The organism is Paenibacillus sp. sgz302164 (assembly GCF_056120505.1).
Genome location: NZ_JBVYOL010000003.1, coordinates 203,600 through 218,892, shown reverse-complemented (window position 1 = coordinate 218,892; position 15,293 = coordinate 203,600). Strand labels below are relative to the sequence as shown.

The following is a 15,293-nucleotide window of genomic DNA, read 5'->3' as shown; positions in this document are numbered from 1 at the left end:
GAATATATGGGAGAGGCAATCGTAGTCACTTCGGGGAAAGGCGGCGTCGGCAAAACGACGACTTCGGCTAATTTGGGCACGGCGCTGGCGCTTCAAGGCAAAAAAGTTTGCATGGTCGACACCGATATCGGGCTTCGCAATCTGGACGTAGTGATGGGGCTGGAGAACCGGATTATTTACGATCTGGTCGACGTTGTGGAAGGCCGATGCCGGCTGCCGCAGGCGCTGATCAAGGACAAGCGGTTCGATGAGCTGTATTTGCTGCCCGCCGCTCAGACCAAAGACAAGCATGCCGTATCGCCGGAGGACGTCAAGGCCATCGTTCTGGACCTGAAGAAAGATTTCGATTTTGTCATTATCGATTGTCCCGCAGGCATTGAGCAAGGCTTCAAAAACGCGGTAGCCGGAGCGGATAAAGCTATCGTCGTAACGACGCCTGAAAATGCCGCCGTCCGCGACGCAGACCGCATTATCGGGCTGCTGGAGAACGAAAAGATTTCGTCGCCCAAGCTGGTCATTAACCGCATCCGCCCGAACATGGTGAAAAAAGGCGAAATGCTGGATATCGACGAAATATGCTCGGTGCTGGCGATCGATCTGCTCGGCATCGTGCCCGACGACGAGCATGTGATCAAAGCCGCCAACTCCGGTGAACCTACTGTCATGAATCCGACATCGCGCGCAGCGATCGCTTACCGCAATATTGCCAGACGCATTCTGGGAGATACCGTTCCGCTGATGCCGCTTGACGACAAGACAGGGTTCCTGAAGCGAATGAAAAAGTTTATCGGGATAGGATGATCCTCCTTGCTTGCCAAACTGAAAAAATTTGATATTTGGATTGTTTTAATATTGCTCGTGTTCATGGTTATGAGCACGATGTTAATATACAGCGCCTCGAACGATAAAATTTCAATCGGCATTCCCAAAATTCTTGGCTTGTATGCCGTAGGCTTGCTTTCGTTTTTGGCCATCAGCCTGTTCGATTACCGCGTGCTCGTTAGAATAGCGCCGTATTTGTACGGCATCGGCGTGTTTTCGCTCATTCTCGTATACTTTTTCGGCATCGAAATCAATGGCGCCAAGGGCTGGTTCAAGCTGCCTGGCAATATGACTTTTCAGCCTGCCGAGCTCGTCAAGCTGATTCTGATTATTGCCGTTACTGCGCTGTTGGCCAGACGCGGCGGGGACGCTCTTGAAATAAAAAGAGATGTGATCCCGGTCGGATTTCTCGTTTTTTTGCCTTTCGTCCTCGTTTTGATTCAACCCGATCTGGGGAATGCAATTATTTTCGTCATTATTTTGACCGGCATGCTGTGGATCGGTAATATTAAATATACGCATGTGCTGATCGGTCTCGCCATTATCGTTGGCATGGGATTTCTGCTGTTTACTTTGTACACCCATTATCACGATAAGCTTTACACGCTCTTGGAACAATTTCATTTCAGCCACTGGATGAACCGGATCGACACGTACTTGTATCCGACCGAAGTAACCCAAGACAACAGCTACCAGGTGCGCAATGCGATCAGAGCGATCGGTTCCGGCGGCATGACGGGGGAGGGCTATATGCTGGGAAGCTCGGTGCACAGCAACTTTATTCCTTTCGCCTATTCGGATTCGATCTTTGTTGTCGTCGGCGAGGAGTTCGGCTTCCGGGGCGCGGCCATGCTGCTGCTGCTGTACTTTTTGCTGATTTACCGGATGATTCTCATTTCCATTCAAAGCACGAACCGGAGCGGAGCCTACATCGTTGTCGGCGTAGTATCCATGTTCGTTTTCCAAATATTCGAAAATGTCGGGATGATGATTGGCATCATGCCGTTAACCGGTATCACGCTTCCTTTTATAAGCTATGGCGGGACATCGCTGGTGATCAACATGCTTTCACTCGGCATGGTGATGAGCGTCAAGCTGCATCAGGACCGGGAACCGGAATTGTTTTAACATAAAGCCCTCGATAAAGCCTGAACGCTCCCCTACTAGGGAACTGAAGGGCTTTTTCTTTTGCGCGGCCTCATAATCCCGTTCCTCTGTTCATAGGTTGTACTAAGGAGTCTGACGGGACAATTCCGTAGCGGGTATGCACAAAAGCAGCTCCGCCCGCCAGACTCCTATGGCAAGCTTTCGAATAGGAAAGGGGTACTTCCATGGAAGTCAAAAATAAAGTGAAGCAGCGCCGCCAGCAGCGGCTTCGCAGCTTGCAGGAAACGACGGAGGCGAACTACGGCCGGGAACACAGGATGCAGCCATCGCGCACCGGCGGGCCGCAGCGCCCTAACCCGGAGCCTCCGCCTTATCCGGACCCGGAATGGAAGCGGCGGATGGAGGATCCGGAGTACGCATGGAGGCACAAATTCAAAATGGACCCCGCCTTGAGCGGCAGGGATTACGCAGAGGAAGACAGCGGCCTGTTTGCTCCGCCTTCCAGCCGCTCCATTGCGGTGAAGCTGATCGTAAGCGGGATCATTTTTGCCGCGATATGGGGCATGTTTCAACTGCAGCAGCCATGGGCGGCGCAAGGGAGGCAGTTCGTCACTGCATCGCTGACGGAGTCGTATGATTTTGCCGCGCTGTCGGCCTGGTATGAAGAGCGTTTGGGCGGCTATCCTTCGTTCATTCCAAGCTTCCGCGGCAGCGCCCAGGAAGAGGCGGTCAAAGTCAACGCGTCGAAGCGGACGCTGTTTGCGCCGGCCCGCGGGAGCATAGTTGCTCCGTACGACGGCACTACCCGTCTGGGGGTAACGCTCCGTACGCAGGATGCCGCTCCCGTATATGCGCTCGACACCGGACAAATCATATTTGCCGGGGTCAAAGAAGATACGGGCCTCACGATCATCATCCGCCATCCCGGGGGGCTGCAATCGCTCTACGGCTCCATCGGCGAGGCTCACGTCGAGGTCAATGACTGGGTCAAGGGCGGTGAGGCGGTTGGCAAAACATCGAAGGCGGATCCGTCCAAGGGAACGTTATATTTCGCCCTTACGAAGGACGGGCATCCTGTCAATCCGGCGGATGTGATTTCGTTTGATTAAATTTGCCGGTATCACATACCGCTTTCATCCGTTGTTTACGCTCGTATTGCTCTCCTCGGCAGTTACCGGATTTTTGCTGGAGGCCCTTACTTTGTTCGGCATCGTTCTGATCCACGAACTCGGTCATTTGGCGGCTGCGAGCGGCTTTGGCTGGCGCGTTAAGGAGGTGCAGCTGCTGCCCTTTGGCGGAGTGGTTATCGTGGACGAGCTCGGCACGCCTCCTGCCCGAGAGGAGCTTATTGTCGCATTGGCAGGCCCCTTGCAGCATGTGTGGATGATTTTGCTGGCGCTGCTGTTCAAAAGTTTCGGAATCGGTTCCGCCGTCTGGTGGAATTATTTTATAGAGGCGAATCTGATGATCGGCTTGTTTAATCTGCTGCCTGTGCTGCCCCTGGACGGCGGGAAGGTGATGCAGTGCATGCTCGGTTACATCATGTCCTACCACAATACGATCCTTTATTCCACATGGATCAGCATCGTGCTCAGCCTGGGGATTATCGGCGTATCCGCGGCTCAGCTTGTACACGGGCAATTGCATCTGAATTTGCTCGTCATCGGCATTTTTTTGCTGGTCTCGAACTGGATGTCGTACCGCCGGCTTCCGTACCATTTTATCCGGTTTCTGGTGGGGCGGGGCAGCCGCATCGGGTTGCTGCTGAACAAGGGGACGTTGGCACAGCCGATCGTCGTGACGCGGCAAAGAACGATGGCGGATACGCTGAAATTGTTTATGCGGGAAAAATACCATTTGATCTATGTCATCAATGAAAAAGGGCGCATCCAGGCGGTGCTGCCTGAACAGCAGCTTGTGAACAGTTATTTGGACGGCAAAAAACCGGGGAGTGCAGTTTCCGAGCTTTTCATGTAAAATAACTGTTGAGGTGAAAGCATGAAGCAGCTCATTATCCATTGCGCACCCGAACTCACCCAAGCGGCATTGCTGGAAGAAGGCCGTCTGGCAGAGTACGACACGCAGTATCCGCTTGACTCCCAAAGGGCGGGCAGCATTTATATGGGCCGCATCGTCAATGTGCTTCCAGGCATGCAGGCTGCATTTGTAGATATCGGTCTGTCGAAGAACGCATTCTTGTATATAGATGATCTGCTCCCCGTCCACTTGGACAAACAGCCCAAAACGAAGCCTTCCATTACCGAACTCGCAACCGCCGGACAAACCTTCATGGTGCAAGTGACGAAAGATCCACAGGGGACCAAAGGGGCCAGAGTGACGACCCATATCTCGATTCCCGGACGATGGATCGTGTATATGCCCGATGCCGATTATATTGCCATTTCCCGCAAAATCGACACGGACGCGGAACGCCAGCGCCTGAAACAGCTTGCCGAAGGGATGCTGATCCCCGGCGAGGGCGTCATAGTCCGCACCGGAGCCGTCGGCCAAAGCGAAGAGGACATCCGCGGCGATCTGCAAAATCTCCGGGATCTATGGAACGCCGTCTCCGCCAAGGCCGGAGAGGTCCACGCTCCCGCGCAGCTTTACCAGGATCTGGACCTGCTGCCTCGGCTTGCCCGGGACGTGATAGGCGACGATGTCAAGGAAGTGTGGATTAACGAGCACAAAACGTATGAAGAAATGAAGCAGCTGCTTCGCAGGCAAAATTCCGCATGGCGGGGGCGCGTAGCCTTTTATGACAGAAAGGTCCCCTTGTTCGACCAGTTTGGCGTGACCGAGGAGCTGAACCGCGGGTTCCGGCGCAAAATCTGGCTGCCGAGCGGCGGATACCTCGTCATCGATCAGACGGAGGCTTTGACGGTCGTCGACGTCAACACGGGACGCTACACCGGATCGGTCAATTTGGAGCAGACGGTATTCGATATCAACCGGGAAGCTGCGAGCGAAATTCCCCGATTGCTCCGGCTGCGCAACATTCGCGGCATTATTATCGTAGATTTTATCGATATGAATTCGGAAGTCAACCGCATGGCGGTGATGGACATTATGACGCAGGAAGTGCGCAAGGACCGTTCCAAAACCGTTATCGTCGGATGGACGAAGCTGGGTTTGCTGGAAATGACCCGGAAGCGCAAATAATTCGTTGCACGATGAGCTGCACATGTGCTATAATGTTCAAAGTGTGTTGTTTTAGGGCATGCTGTAACCGCTCGAGTCGGGTCGAAGCACGATGAAAGGCAGCTGCTTTTCCGTCACCTGGACAAGGCGAGTCTGAGACATGAGGAGGTAAAGTGAAATGTACGCAATTATTGAAACAGGCGGCAAACAGTACAAAGTTCAAGAAGGCGATGTGCTTTACATCGAGAAATTGAACGCGGCTGAAGGTGAAGTGGTTTCTTTTGACCGTGTCCTTGCGGTATCCAAAGAAGACGGTCTGGTTGTAGGTGCACCATTGGTTTCCGGAGCTGCAGTATCCGCGAAAGTGGAAAAACACGGCAAAGGCGCAAAAATCATCGTGTATAAATACAAACCGAAAAAGAACTACCATAAAAAACAAGGCCATCGTCAACCGTACACGAAAGTGGTTGTTGAGAAAATTCAAGCTTAAGAGGCTGTCCTATGATCTATGTGACCATAGAACGGACATCGCAAGCTTCCCCTCAGATCGCATCTTTCGTGGTGGAAGGCCATGCTGAGTATGACGTGCCCGGCAAAGACCTGGTCTGTGCCGCAGTATCGGCGGTAACGTTCGGTACTTACAATTCCATAGAAGCGCTGACCGGAGTTATTCCGATTCACGAGATGGAGCACGGACTGCTGGATGTAACCATTCCGGACATTCCCGAATCCGATCTGGCGAAGCGGGACCAGATTCAGCTGATCTTGGAATCGATGGTCGTCATGTTAAGAACGATTGAGCAAAATTACGGTGACTATATAACGATTGAAACAACCTATCGCAAAGGAGGATGACACCATGTTGCAATTAAATCTTCAGTTTTTCGCTTCCAAAAAGGGAGTGGGCTCGACCAAGAACGGTCGTGACAGCATCGCAAAACGCCTTGGCGTGAAGCGTGCGGACGGCCAGACGGTAACTGCGGGCAGCATTCTTGTTCGTCAACGCGGAACGAAAATTCACCCGGGCAACAACGTGGGAATCGGTTCGGACGATACGCTGTTTGCTTTAGTGCAAGGCGTTGTGAAGTTCGAGCGCTGGGGGCGCGATCGCAAAAAAGTGAGCGTATACCCGGTTGATGCGGCTCCTGTAGCTGCTGCTGTAGAAGTGTAATAACGATCCCCGGCGAGCGATAAGTTCGCTGGGGATTTTTATTTGCATGAAGAACGGCAGGACGGGAATGGTGAACTTTTCCAGCTGACATGATATACTGGAGGAACGGTTACAAAGCGGTTGAGAACGGAGCGAAGCGGCATGAATCGAGCAAGCAGCGCGCAGATCTACTTGATGGCACTAACGTTCATCGGATTAACGGGTTTATTGCTGCTGGAGCCATGGATAATCCGGGGAGCCCTATTGTTGATAACGGTTATTTGCGGGTACGCGGCCTTCAGGCTGGAATCCAGCAGATTGCAGGAAAGAGCGTTCGGCGAGCGCTTGGCTCAGGAACGGCAGTATCAAGCCAACGTGCTGCAAATCGTCAACCGGCTGCGGCATGATTGGATGAATGATATTCAAATATTGTTCGGCTACATTCAATTGAAGAAATTTGATAATTTAGGGCCGTACATGGAAAAAATAAAGACGAGCATGCAGCAGGAAAGCAATTTGTCGAAGCTGGGCATACCCGCTCTTATTACATATTTAATGATGTTTCGCGTTCAGTCCAAATCGCTGCAGCTTGAAGTCGGTCTCGATCAGGAAGTAAATTTGCAGCAGCTTCCCCTTCGCGGCAGTCTGATCGAGGAATTGGTCCCGAGAACGGTGGAGCTGTTAAGGCAATACGCTGCCACAGGTGCGGACGAGACCGGCGTCATCAGTTTGGAATTTGACGTTCAGGAAGATCATTTACTGCTTGATTTCGTGTATCAAGGGCCGTACGACGCTGAAGGGTTGAAGCAGGCTATCGATGCGCAGCTGCAGCGCACGTCGGCCGAATATTCAATCGTGCAGCAGGAATTGCAAGAGGAAGAAGCGGTCATCGCTTTGCGGCTGCCGTTTCGTAAATGAGGTGTAGCGATGTTTGTTGATAAGGCAAAAGTATTCGTAAAAGGTGGCGACGGCGGCGACGGTCTCGTCGCGTTCAGGCGTGAAAAATATGTGCCGGAAGGCGGGCCGGCCGGCGGCGACGGGGGCAATGGCGGCGACGTCATTTTTCGCGTCGACGAGGGGCTTCGCACGCTGATGGATTTCCGCTATCAGAAGCATTTTAAGGCGGCCCGCGGAGAGAAGGGACGCAACAAAGCGCAGCATGGCGCGAACGCCGACGACATGATTGTGCGCGTCCCGCCCGGCACGGTCGTCGTTGACGACGATACGCAGGAGATCATTGCCGACCTGACCCGTCACGGGCAGGAAGTGGTTGTAGCGCGCGGAGGCCGGGGGGGCCGGGGCAACATGCGCTTCGCGACGGCGCACAACACGGCGCCCGAGATCGCCGAGAACGGCGAGGATGGCGTCGAGCGCTGGGTTGTGCTGGAGCTGAAGGTGATGGCCGACGTAGGCCTCGTAGGCTTTCCCAGCGTCGGCAAATCCACGCTGCTCTCGGTCGTATCGGCCGCGAAGCCGAAGATCGCGGCCTATCATTTTACGACCCTCACCCCGAACCTCGGGGTCGTGGATGTGGGCGATGGCCGCAGCTTCGTGATGGCGGACCTGCCGGGGTTGATCGAAGGAGCCCACGAGGGCGTGGGGCTCGGTCACGAGTTCCTGCGTCACGTAGAGCGGACGCGGGTGATCGTGCACGTCGTCGACATGGCGGCGAGCGACGGCCGGGATCCTTATGAAGATTTCCTCAAAATCAATGAGGAAATCAAGCTGTACAATGCGAAGCTGGAGCACCGCCCGCAAATCGTCGTGGCTAACAAGATGGACATGCCGGAGGCGGAGGACAATCTTGTGTTGTTCAAGGAGCAGCTTGCCGAAGACGGCCGGGAAGCGAAGATTTATCCGATCTCGGCGATAGCGCGCGGCGGCGTGCAGGAGCTGCTGTACAAAATCGCCGATGTCCTGGAGAGCATTCCGGACGTGCCGGAAGTGGAAGAAATCGCCGAGGTCGAGGAGCGCAAGGTGTACCGCTTCGAGAAACGGGACGAGCAGGATTTTACGATTCGCCGGGACAACGACGTGTTCGTGGTGGAAAGCCCGTCGATCGAGCGCTTGATCAAGCGAACGAACTTCAGCACGCATGACGGTGTCATGCGGTTTGCCCGGATTTTGCGCAATATGGGGATCGATAAGGAATTGCGCAGCCGCGGGGCGGTAGACGGTCAGACGATCCGAATCGCCGATTTTGAATTTGAATTTGTGGAGAAAGAATAACATAGGATGCTCACTCTTTCGAGGGTGAGTGTTTTTTTGTTTAAAAATGATAAATATATGTAAATAAACTTGACATTATGGTTGAAAAATAATAACATTTTATTAAATGTGTTATTTTTATGTAAAAATAATTGACATTATTTTTGTTCATAAATCGTAGTAAGGAAGCAGGGGAGGAGGAGGGTTTTGGTTGAAGGAATGGATACAAGCGATCGGCGGGGGACGAACGGATGTGCGTGATCTTACCTATGACGAAGCGATGCAGGCTGCGCATCAGATGGCCAGAGGAGATTCCACCGATGCGCAATGTGCCGCTTTCCTGATGGCGCTCCGCATGAAGGGCGAAGCCAGCGATGAACTGACCGCTTTTATCGATGTATTTCGCAGCTATTCGCTGGCCCATCATACGTTCGCCGACTCGCTCATTTGTGCGGGGCCATCCGAAGGCAGACAGTTATTCCCAGTCACATTGCCCGTCAGCCTGCTGCTTGCCTCGGTCGGTTTTCCCCAGGTGCTGCAAGGCGGCGATGCGCTTCCTCCCAAGCAGGGGACTTCGCTGAAAGAAATGCTGGAAGACTTTGGCGTTGCGCTTGAGCTTCCGATTGAGGCGTGGGAGACGATTTTTTTTCGGCTGCATATGGGATTTATGTGGACTGATCGGCTCTGCCCTCCTATCGGCAGGCTGAAGCCTGTACGCGAACAGTTGGGGCTGCGGACGATTTTGAACACGGTGGAGAAAGTTATGAATCCGATGCGCGCGGCCAACATGGTGATTGGCGTTCAGCCGGGCACCGCCATGGAACCCTTAATTCCGATCTCAATTCGTTCGGGATTTCAAAACGTATACATCATTCGAGGGATAGAAGGCTCGGAGGATTTGCCGATTTATCAAAAGAGCACGATCCGTATCGTGACTCCGTGGGGCGACGAATCCCGCCTGGTGGAGCCGCAGAAGTTCGGTTTTCACAGCGACCCGCTCGTTCCGATCGGAAAGGAAGAGCAGATGTCGCTGGTGCAGCGCATCATTGCCGGCGACGATGCGCCGGAGCTGAAGCGGGAGCGGGACCATACGATTTTTAACGCCGGCTTGCGGCTGATGTGGTTTGATAAAGTAGGAAGCTATGAGGAAGGATTCCAACTGGCGGAAAATTTGCTGCAAAGGAAAGAGGCGCAAAAGGTGATGCGCCGCTGGATCGAGCACAGCAACCGTTACCGGGAGCAGCAGAAGCAGATGCAGATGCGCGACGGCGGCGATCCCGATCCTTCCGAGCGAACCGGATAAAAGGCCGCCGCTTAAGCTGCCGGAAGCGCGCGGACCTGCCGCTCAGGCGACTATTTGCCGAAGGCGGCGGAGCCGTTCGTTGGGTGGCTGTGATGTGCTGTGCACCCGAAGCACCTCAAATTTTAGTGAGCGGTTTTACCCCAACGACCTATTGGTACGCTCCATTACGTTTTGAACGAAAGATTGCAATTTGCCTATGAATAACTTTGCTGCCTGCCCCATAAACTTGTCCTTCCGATGTATGATGCAGATATCCTGACTTGGTGTAGGATTGAGCAGTGTTACCGCTGCAATGTTATCGCGGTTCAGATAATCGAGCAGCATTCGTGGAAGAATGGAGGCTCCTATCCCTTGTTCGACTAAGGACAGAAGCGTCGATAACGTAGAGGTTACAATCGGATTTTCTATTGAAATTCCTTTTTCTTGGCAGCAAGTATGGATGACCCTCGTAATCTGGTGCTCAGGACCGAACATCACCATCTTAAGCTGCTGCAACTGCTCAAAGGGAATCGACTTTGCCTTCGCAACGGGGTGATCCGATTGGATGGCTAAAGCAAACTCCTCGTGGAACAAAGGGATGATAGAAATTCGATCATCCGGATTCGGAGGCACTATGGTAACTCCAAGATCTCTTGTACCGTCGACAATCTGTTCATACACATCCACAGTCTCCGTAACACTTATGGAGAGCTTGGGGTATGCAAGGTGGAAATCGATCAACAGTGCATCAAAAAGCAAGTCCCCATCGCCTGGTAGAATCCCGATATCCAGCCTGCCGCTTTCCATTCGCTTAAGATCCGTTATCGCCCCTTTTATGTAGTCGATGCGCCCGAAAATGATATGACATTGCTCCAAAAAAATCTTACCCGCATCCGTTAGAGCGATCCGTTTGCCCATGCGATCGAATAGAGGAAGCCCGAGCTCGTTCTCCAGAAACTTAATCTGCTGGCTCAGATTCGATTGCGTGGTGCAGAGGTTCTCGGCCGCCCTTGAGAAAAGCATCTCCTTACATACGGCAGCAAAATATTCAAGCTGTCTAAGTTCCATCCCCAGTACCCCTTCCTATGGCAATCTCCCCCTTACTATTATAGCTAACAATCCGATATATCCCAATATTTTCTATCCAATCATTACTAAAACCGATCAATTGCATCGGAATCTCGTGATTGTTGCTTCGAGTGAGAAAGGCTACACTTTAGATGTGAAAGCGAAACACATACAACAATTTAATTTATCGGGAGGCGTTTCAATAATGGCACAATCGATCATTAATACGGGAAAAGTTCTGCGTCAGATCGTTATCGGACAGCTTCAAGGCGTTTCGGAGGCTCAGATCGGCATTCAACCAGAAGGCTTCAATAATACAATTCGCTGGAATATCGGTCACATGATTTATTGGATGGATAAATACTCCGCGCTTTCCCTTGGATATCCGTCCGCGATTCCGTCACAGTATGAAACACTATTTGGCTCCGGGACGAAACCTTCGAATTGGACGGCAGCCCCTCCGTCGAAAGAAGAGCTGACACAATTGTTAGCGGCACAACTTTCCCGTCTCTCCGAGCTGAAGCCCGAATTGCTGGACCAGAAATTGCAATCCCCCTTTGAAATGGGCCCATTCCAATTCATTACCGCCGGCGAATTATTCAACTTCGCTCTGATGCATGAAGCCATTCACCTCGGGGTTATTACCAGCCAGCTCAAATTGATACAATAGAGGGTATGCATAACGATTCAGCGTCTGCGCCGCGCTGATTGATCTCGTCACTATATCGTGGTTCACGACACAAAATAGGTTTGTACGAACAAAGAAAAGACCTTGATCGGCAAGTTGGCCGATCAAGGTTATTTTATTATTTCGCGATCGTATAAACTAATGGAATCCGGGGGGGTGAACCCCGATAGTTCTTAAAGTTCTAGAAGTTCTAGAACTCTACGATCTGCACGACTCGAGAAAGGGGTTCCTGCCGGATGCGTATGATAAATCAGCAATGCATTTTTATTAATTGGTTCAGGCACGCTGTTTGAAGTACAGCTAATTTTTATCTTGATCATCTAGCCTGGCGATGTTTACGATCTCTCTTATGAAAGGTGTTACAGCATGACAATTTTCCAAATCATCCTCATCCAACAAAGCCCAATAATAAACAGTATTTTTATGAATACTAATATCTTGAAGGATATGATACCTGATGGAACTAGCCCAACTCTCCTCATCCTTTCCTTCTGTTATAGCATCATTATATGATGAAATAATAATAATCATTAAAGCAAACTTTTCGTCTATATCTAATTCAACTTTTTCATAAGCCAATAAGAATTCGGCTACTCTCGAGGAATCTGAAACTTCGTACTCCCAATCTTGTGAGAATTCACTGGGAGCAGGTAGATTGATTTTCTTTATAAGACCTTCAATAGCACTTTTAGTAACATACTTAGGAGATATATATCCCATTTTTGATTTCTCCTTCTTAAATTATTTTCTTACACCTAAAGGATTGGCGCTACTATATGGGAAAGCAGTTCTAACCCCACCATTTTACTATTTCTCGCCCTCCAAAAAAAGAAACCTTTAAGTGATCTGTTACACGAAACGAAATTGCATTACATAGGGGATAATTGACAATCTCACTTGTATGTACCGTCTTTTGAGGAAAATATTAATTGGGGCGGATGAGGTTAAGTTCTTTCGGGAAATTCCACTCGATTCATTCGGCACTAGTGAGGGGTAAAAGAAAGACCTCAGGTACAAGATAACTGATGTTCCTCAAACTTAAAAGGACCATCAGGGCAAATTTCCTTGACGGTTTTTCTTACTATCTCACGATCGTAAAGAAGAATGTAGTTCCTATTTACTGCAAATATTTTTAATTTGAGTTTCTACTGGATACTTTCCCGATCCTTGGTAACACCCTTTCCACAAAGTTCTCTTCCCAAAATTGTTTTTGTTCTAAACCACCTATATTAATTCCCGTAAATTGGGGATCTATAAATAAATCCTGCCCGTTTATTAATTTGATATGTAAAACATCACATATCAGCGCATTTTCCAAATCCTCTAAGTTAAAAAAAACTATACTGTCCACGCGATTTTCTGCTAAAGGATTGGTAAAAATAAATTCACCAATCTTAGCTCTGCAAGGAATCACATCTTCAATATCATTCTCATATCTAAGAGAATCCAGAATTGTAATACGGAGCTTCCCGTAACCGTCTATTGTCTCAAACTGGATGAATTGACCACCAAACTCCAAATATAAAAAATTTGTATTAGAAATGAATTCAGCAATTCCATTTTCCTCTATGTGTACAACACCAGTTAAATGAATCTCATCTATATTATTACTTATGAGTTCTTTAATCTCCTTCAACACCTCCTAGACCTCCATTTTTATGGAATAAACATTATATTCAAATCCATCGCCTTACCTTGTTCAAGTAGTGTAACCCATTCACCATCTGGTTTTGTTACTACTGTCAAACCTTTTCCTCTTACCAAAAATCTTTGTTACAATTAGGACAACAAACATATCCCTCTCCAATTGCGCTTCCATTAGTTTTGAGTATTGGTTAATTGATTCAAATTCAATATACTTCTCGCCTACGTCCTTACTAATCGACAAATGCATCATCCCTACATAAAATAATATCTACTTTCCTATCGCCCATCAGGCAGTGTAAAAATAACATCCAGCGGATCTCTCCCGCTAAAAAGTGTTTGATACAGGTTTAGGACTCTTAATGATTGCAGATCTATGGCTTCATCATGGATGAGCTTACCCAGTTCTTCAAATATAGCTCCTTCTCTCTTATCGATGATATTTTGTTTAACTAGCCTTAGAGAACTGCCTTCTCGACTAAACGGCCAATCGACAAGCGCTCCTTCATAATCATATACAAAATCAATGGAGCTTACCCTTTGGTATTTACTTACGAGAGGATGCAGAATAACCAAAAGTTGCGCAAAAATATAAGTACGCTCCCTGACCTTTTGCGCATCCTTCACTTCGGCTTGAAGCGTGGATGATTCAGGAGGCAAATCTCCCAATGAATGAATGTTTATATATGTCAACAATGAAATAGCTTGTTGTTTGTCTTTAAACATAGCGATCCTGACGAATATTTCATTACTGCTGATCCCCGATTCAATAAACCCTCTCAAACATCTGGCCGCATTTTCCAGCGTAGTAGCATACTGTGCCAATAGAGGAATGTACTCACTAAAAAGCTTTTCTATCATGCTCTTCTCAGCATTACCGTAAGTCGCTTCCACAATGGTCTCAATCACTAACGTCTTATTATACTTTTCATTTATTTTCGGCAACACTTCTTCTAAAAGGTGACTGGTAAATTCTACATCATAAAAATCTAATAAGGTTGAATAATCCTTCAAGCCGCGTAAGAAGGCCATAAATGTTTCAAATTCCGGAGAACCTTCATTACTATGAGTTAAATATTTAAATAAAGAGTTTATTTTTTGTACTTTATCCTCCATAAAAATCTCCTTTTAGTTGATATATTTTAATATTGAGAAATCGCCATCTTATCGGGTGTTAGTCTATTTGGTACAGTAATGCCCTGCTTTCCAAGTAAACTAGTTACATTAGAAACTAAAATGTCCATCTGAATACGGGCTGATGAGGGTTAAAGCCGCCTAATTAAATAGGTAATGAGTGAGGTAAAAAAGAGACCTTTAGGATTATTACCCCCAAGGTCTAATAATGACTTTTAATATTAACTATACTTTATAATTCGATAAACTGAAACTGACGTCTCCAAATAAATTATTTAATCTAGGCAAAACCTCGTCTTCAAAAAAACCTTGCACTTCCTCAACAATTTCAAGGTGAAAATCAGATTCTGCCTCGTAATAAATAATCGCACAGGAGTAGTCTTCAAAATTACTATTTTTCGTATGCAAAAGGCATTTAAAAAAACCTCTGTTAGATTAATTGCTTCAACAATTTCATCCACGTCCTGAACAGCATACCACTTTACCTTAGCAAGCGGATTCGATTTAAGTTTATCCGTGTCCATGTCATACCAAGAATTATTCGTAAAAATCACTTTTTCTCTAATAAAATTGAGGATTTTGGGATTCTCCTCCGTTAAAACGGCTTCATAAATATTAGTCTTAATATTCTCGATAATGTGCTCGGGAATAACAAGTTCTCCTGAGACAAATTTATTAAAGATATCTCCTTCTGTTTCATTACCAATAAAGTAATTTTGTAATATGTTTGAAATCCGCGATATCAGATTAGCTTTAGTACTTTCATGATGAAATAATAAATTATCATTTAAAAATAAATCATAAAAATGTTCTTTATCATTTTCTATCATATTTTCATCCCAAAAATAGGGATCAGCACTAAAGAACTCAAAGAGTAATTGTTTGGAATCTTTGGTAACGAACTGGGTGATTATTTTAGCTATTTCCCTTTTACTTAAGTCACCAATTTTGCTTAAAGTATATCTTCCAGTTTGTTTCCTTATCTCTATTGCTTTCATGACTCACCTCGATTATTTGTCATTAAACCACCAGTGGATATTACCTTCAGC

General features: G+C 48.3%; 17 protein-coding genes and 1 other annotated feature. Of the genes, 12 read left to right on the top strand and 5 right to left on the bottom strand.

The genetic code is table 11. The features are described from left to right. Positions 1–6 precede the first annotated feature (6 nt). The 11 genes from minD (at position 7) to AC0LWT_RS06530 (ending at position 9,731) form a co-directional block, all read left to right on the top strand. Positions 7–801 (top strand): septum site-determining protein MinD, encoded by a 795-nt coding sequence (minD, locus tag AC0LWT_RS06580; protein WP_474680428.1) that lies wholly within the window; start codon positions 7–9, stop codon positions 799–801. Between the two features lie 6 nt (positions 802–807). Next, entirely contained in the window at positions 808–1,950 is a 1,143-nt protein-coding gene (locus tag AC0LWT_RS06575) for an FtsW/RodA/SpoVE family cell cycle protein (RefSeq protein WP_474680427.1), read from the top strand. A 203-nt stretch (positions 1,951–2,153) separates the two neighbouring features. After that, positions 2,154–3,038 (top strand): peptidoglycan DD-metalloendopeptidase family protein, encoded by an 885-nt coding sequence (locus tag AC0LWT_RS06570; RefSeq protein WP_474680426.1) that lies wholly within the window; start codon positions 2,154–2,156, stop codon positions 3,036–3,038. Continuing rightward, a complete protein-coding gene (locus AC0LWT_RS06565) occupies positions 3,031–3,906 on the top strand; it encodes a M50 family metallopeptidase (protein WP_474680425.1) in 876 nt (291 codons plus the stop codon). Before AC0LWT_RS06570 ends, AC0LWT_RS06565 begins: the two co-directional genes overlap by 8 nt. A gap of 21 nt (positions 3,907–3,927) precedes the next feature. After that, positions 3,928–5,091: an Rne/Rng family ribonuclease gene (locus AC0LWT_RS06560; RefSeq protein WP_474680424.1), complete on the top strand. Its 1,164-nt coding sequence runs from the start codon at positions 3,928–3,930 to the stop codon at positions 5,089–5,091. 55 nt (positions 5,092–5,146) lie between these two features. Beyond that, positions 5,147–5,235: a sequence feature (ribosomal protein L21 leader region), on the top strand. 13 nt (positions 5,236–5,248) lie between these two features. Continuing rightward, positions 5,249–5,560, top strand: coding sequence for a 50S ribosomal protein L21 (gene rplU, locus AC0LWT_RS06555; protein WP_474680423.1), 312 nt, complete (start codon positions 5,249–5,251; stop codon positions 5,558–5,560). Between the two features lie 11 nt (positions 5,561–5,571). Then, positions 5,572–5,925, top strand: coding sequence for a ribosomal-processing cysteine protease Prp (locus AC0LWT_RS06550; protein WP_474680422.1), 354 nt, complete (start codon positions 5,572–5,574; stop codon positions 5,923–5,925). 4 nt (positions 5,926–5,929) lie between these two features. Further along, positions 5,930–6,241, top strand: coding sequence for a 50S ribosomal protein L27 (gene rpmA, locus AC0LWT_RS06545; RefSeq protein ID WP_474680421.1), 312 nt, complete (start codon positions 5,930–5,932; stop codon positions 6,239–6,241). 141 nt (positions 6,242–6,382) lie between these two features. After that, on the top strand, positions 6,383–7,138 hold the full coding sequence (locus tag AC0LWT_RS06540; RefSeq protein WP_474680420.1) for a Spo0B domain-containing protein: 756 nt from the start codon (positions 6,383–6,385) through the stop codon (positions 7,136–7,138). 9 nt (positions 7,139–7,147) lie between these two features. After that, a complete protein-coding gene (gene obgE / locus AC0LWT_RS06535) occupies positions 7,148–8,449 on the top strand; it encodes a GTPase ObgE (protein WP_474680419.1) in 1,302 nt (433 codons plus the stop codon). A 190-nt stretch (positions 8,450–8,639) separates the two neighbouring features. Further along, complete coding sequence (locus AC0LWT_RS06530) at positions 8,640–9,731, top strand: anthranilate phosphoribosyltransferase (protein WP_474680418.1); 1,092 nt, start codon at positions 8,640–8,642, stop codon at positions 9,729–9,731. Between the two features lie 135 nt (positions 9,732–9,866). Here AC0LWT_RS06530 and AC0LWT_RS06525 read toward each other — a convergent pair whose 3' ends face one another. After that, the gene (locus AC0LWT_RS06525; protein WP_474680417.1) at positions 9,867–10,778 is read right to left on the bottom strand and encodes a LysR family transcriptional regulator; all 912 of its coding nucleotides are present in this window, start codon (positions 10,776–10,778) and stop codon (positions 9,867–9,869) included. 205 nt (positions 10,779–10,983) lie between these two features. Between AC0LWT_RS06525 and AC0LWT_RS06520 the strand changes: the two genes are divergently transcribed. After that, a complete protein-coding gene (locus tag AC0LWT_RS06520; RefSeq protein ID WP_474680416.1) occupies positions 10,984–11,448 on the top strand; it encodes a DinB family protein in 465 nt (154 codons plus the stop codon). 318 nt (positions 11,449–11,766) lie between these two features. Here the strand turns inward: AC0LWT_RS06520 and AC0LWT_RS06515 are convergent, their stop codons facing one another. From AC0LWT_RS06515 to AC0LWT_RS06500, 4 genes are all read right to left on the bottom strand, one after another. After that, a complete protein-coding gene (locus AC0LWT_RS06515) occupies positions 11,767–12,186 on the bottom strand; it encodes a hypothetical protein (protein ID WP_474680415.1) in 420 nt (139 codons plus the stop codon). Between the two features lie 412 nt (positions 12,187–12,598). After that, positions 12,599–13,105 (bottom strand): hypothetical protein, encoded by a 507-nt coding sequence (locus AC0LWT_RS06510; RefSeq protein WP_474680414.1) that lies wholly within the window; start codon positions 13,103–13,105, stop codon positions 12,599–12,601. A gap of 284 nt (positions 13,106–13,389) precedes the next feature. Further along, positions 13,390–14,226, bottom strand: coding sequence for a hypothetical protein (locus AC0LWT_RS06505; protein WP_474680413.1), 837 nt, complete (start codon positions 14,224–14,226; stop codon positions 13,390–13,392). A gap of 293 nt (positions 14,227–14,519) precedes the next feature. Next, a complete protein-coding gene (locus tag AC0LWT_RS06500) occupies positions 14,520–15,242 on the bottom strand; it encodes a hypothetical protein (RefSeq protein ID WP_474680412.1) in 723 nt (240 codons plus the stop codon). Positions 15,243–15,293: the final 51 nt, after the last annotated feature.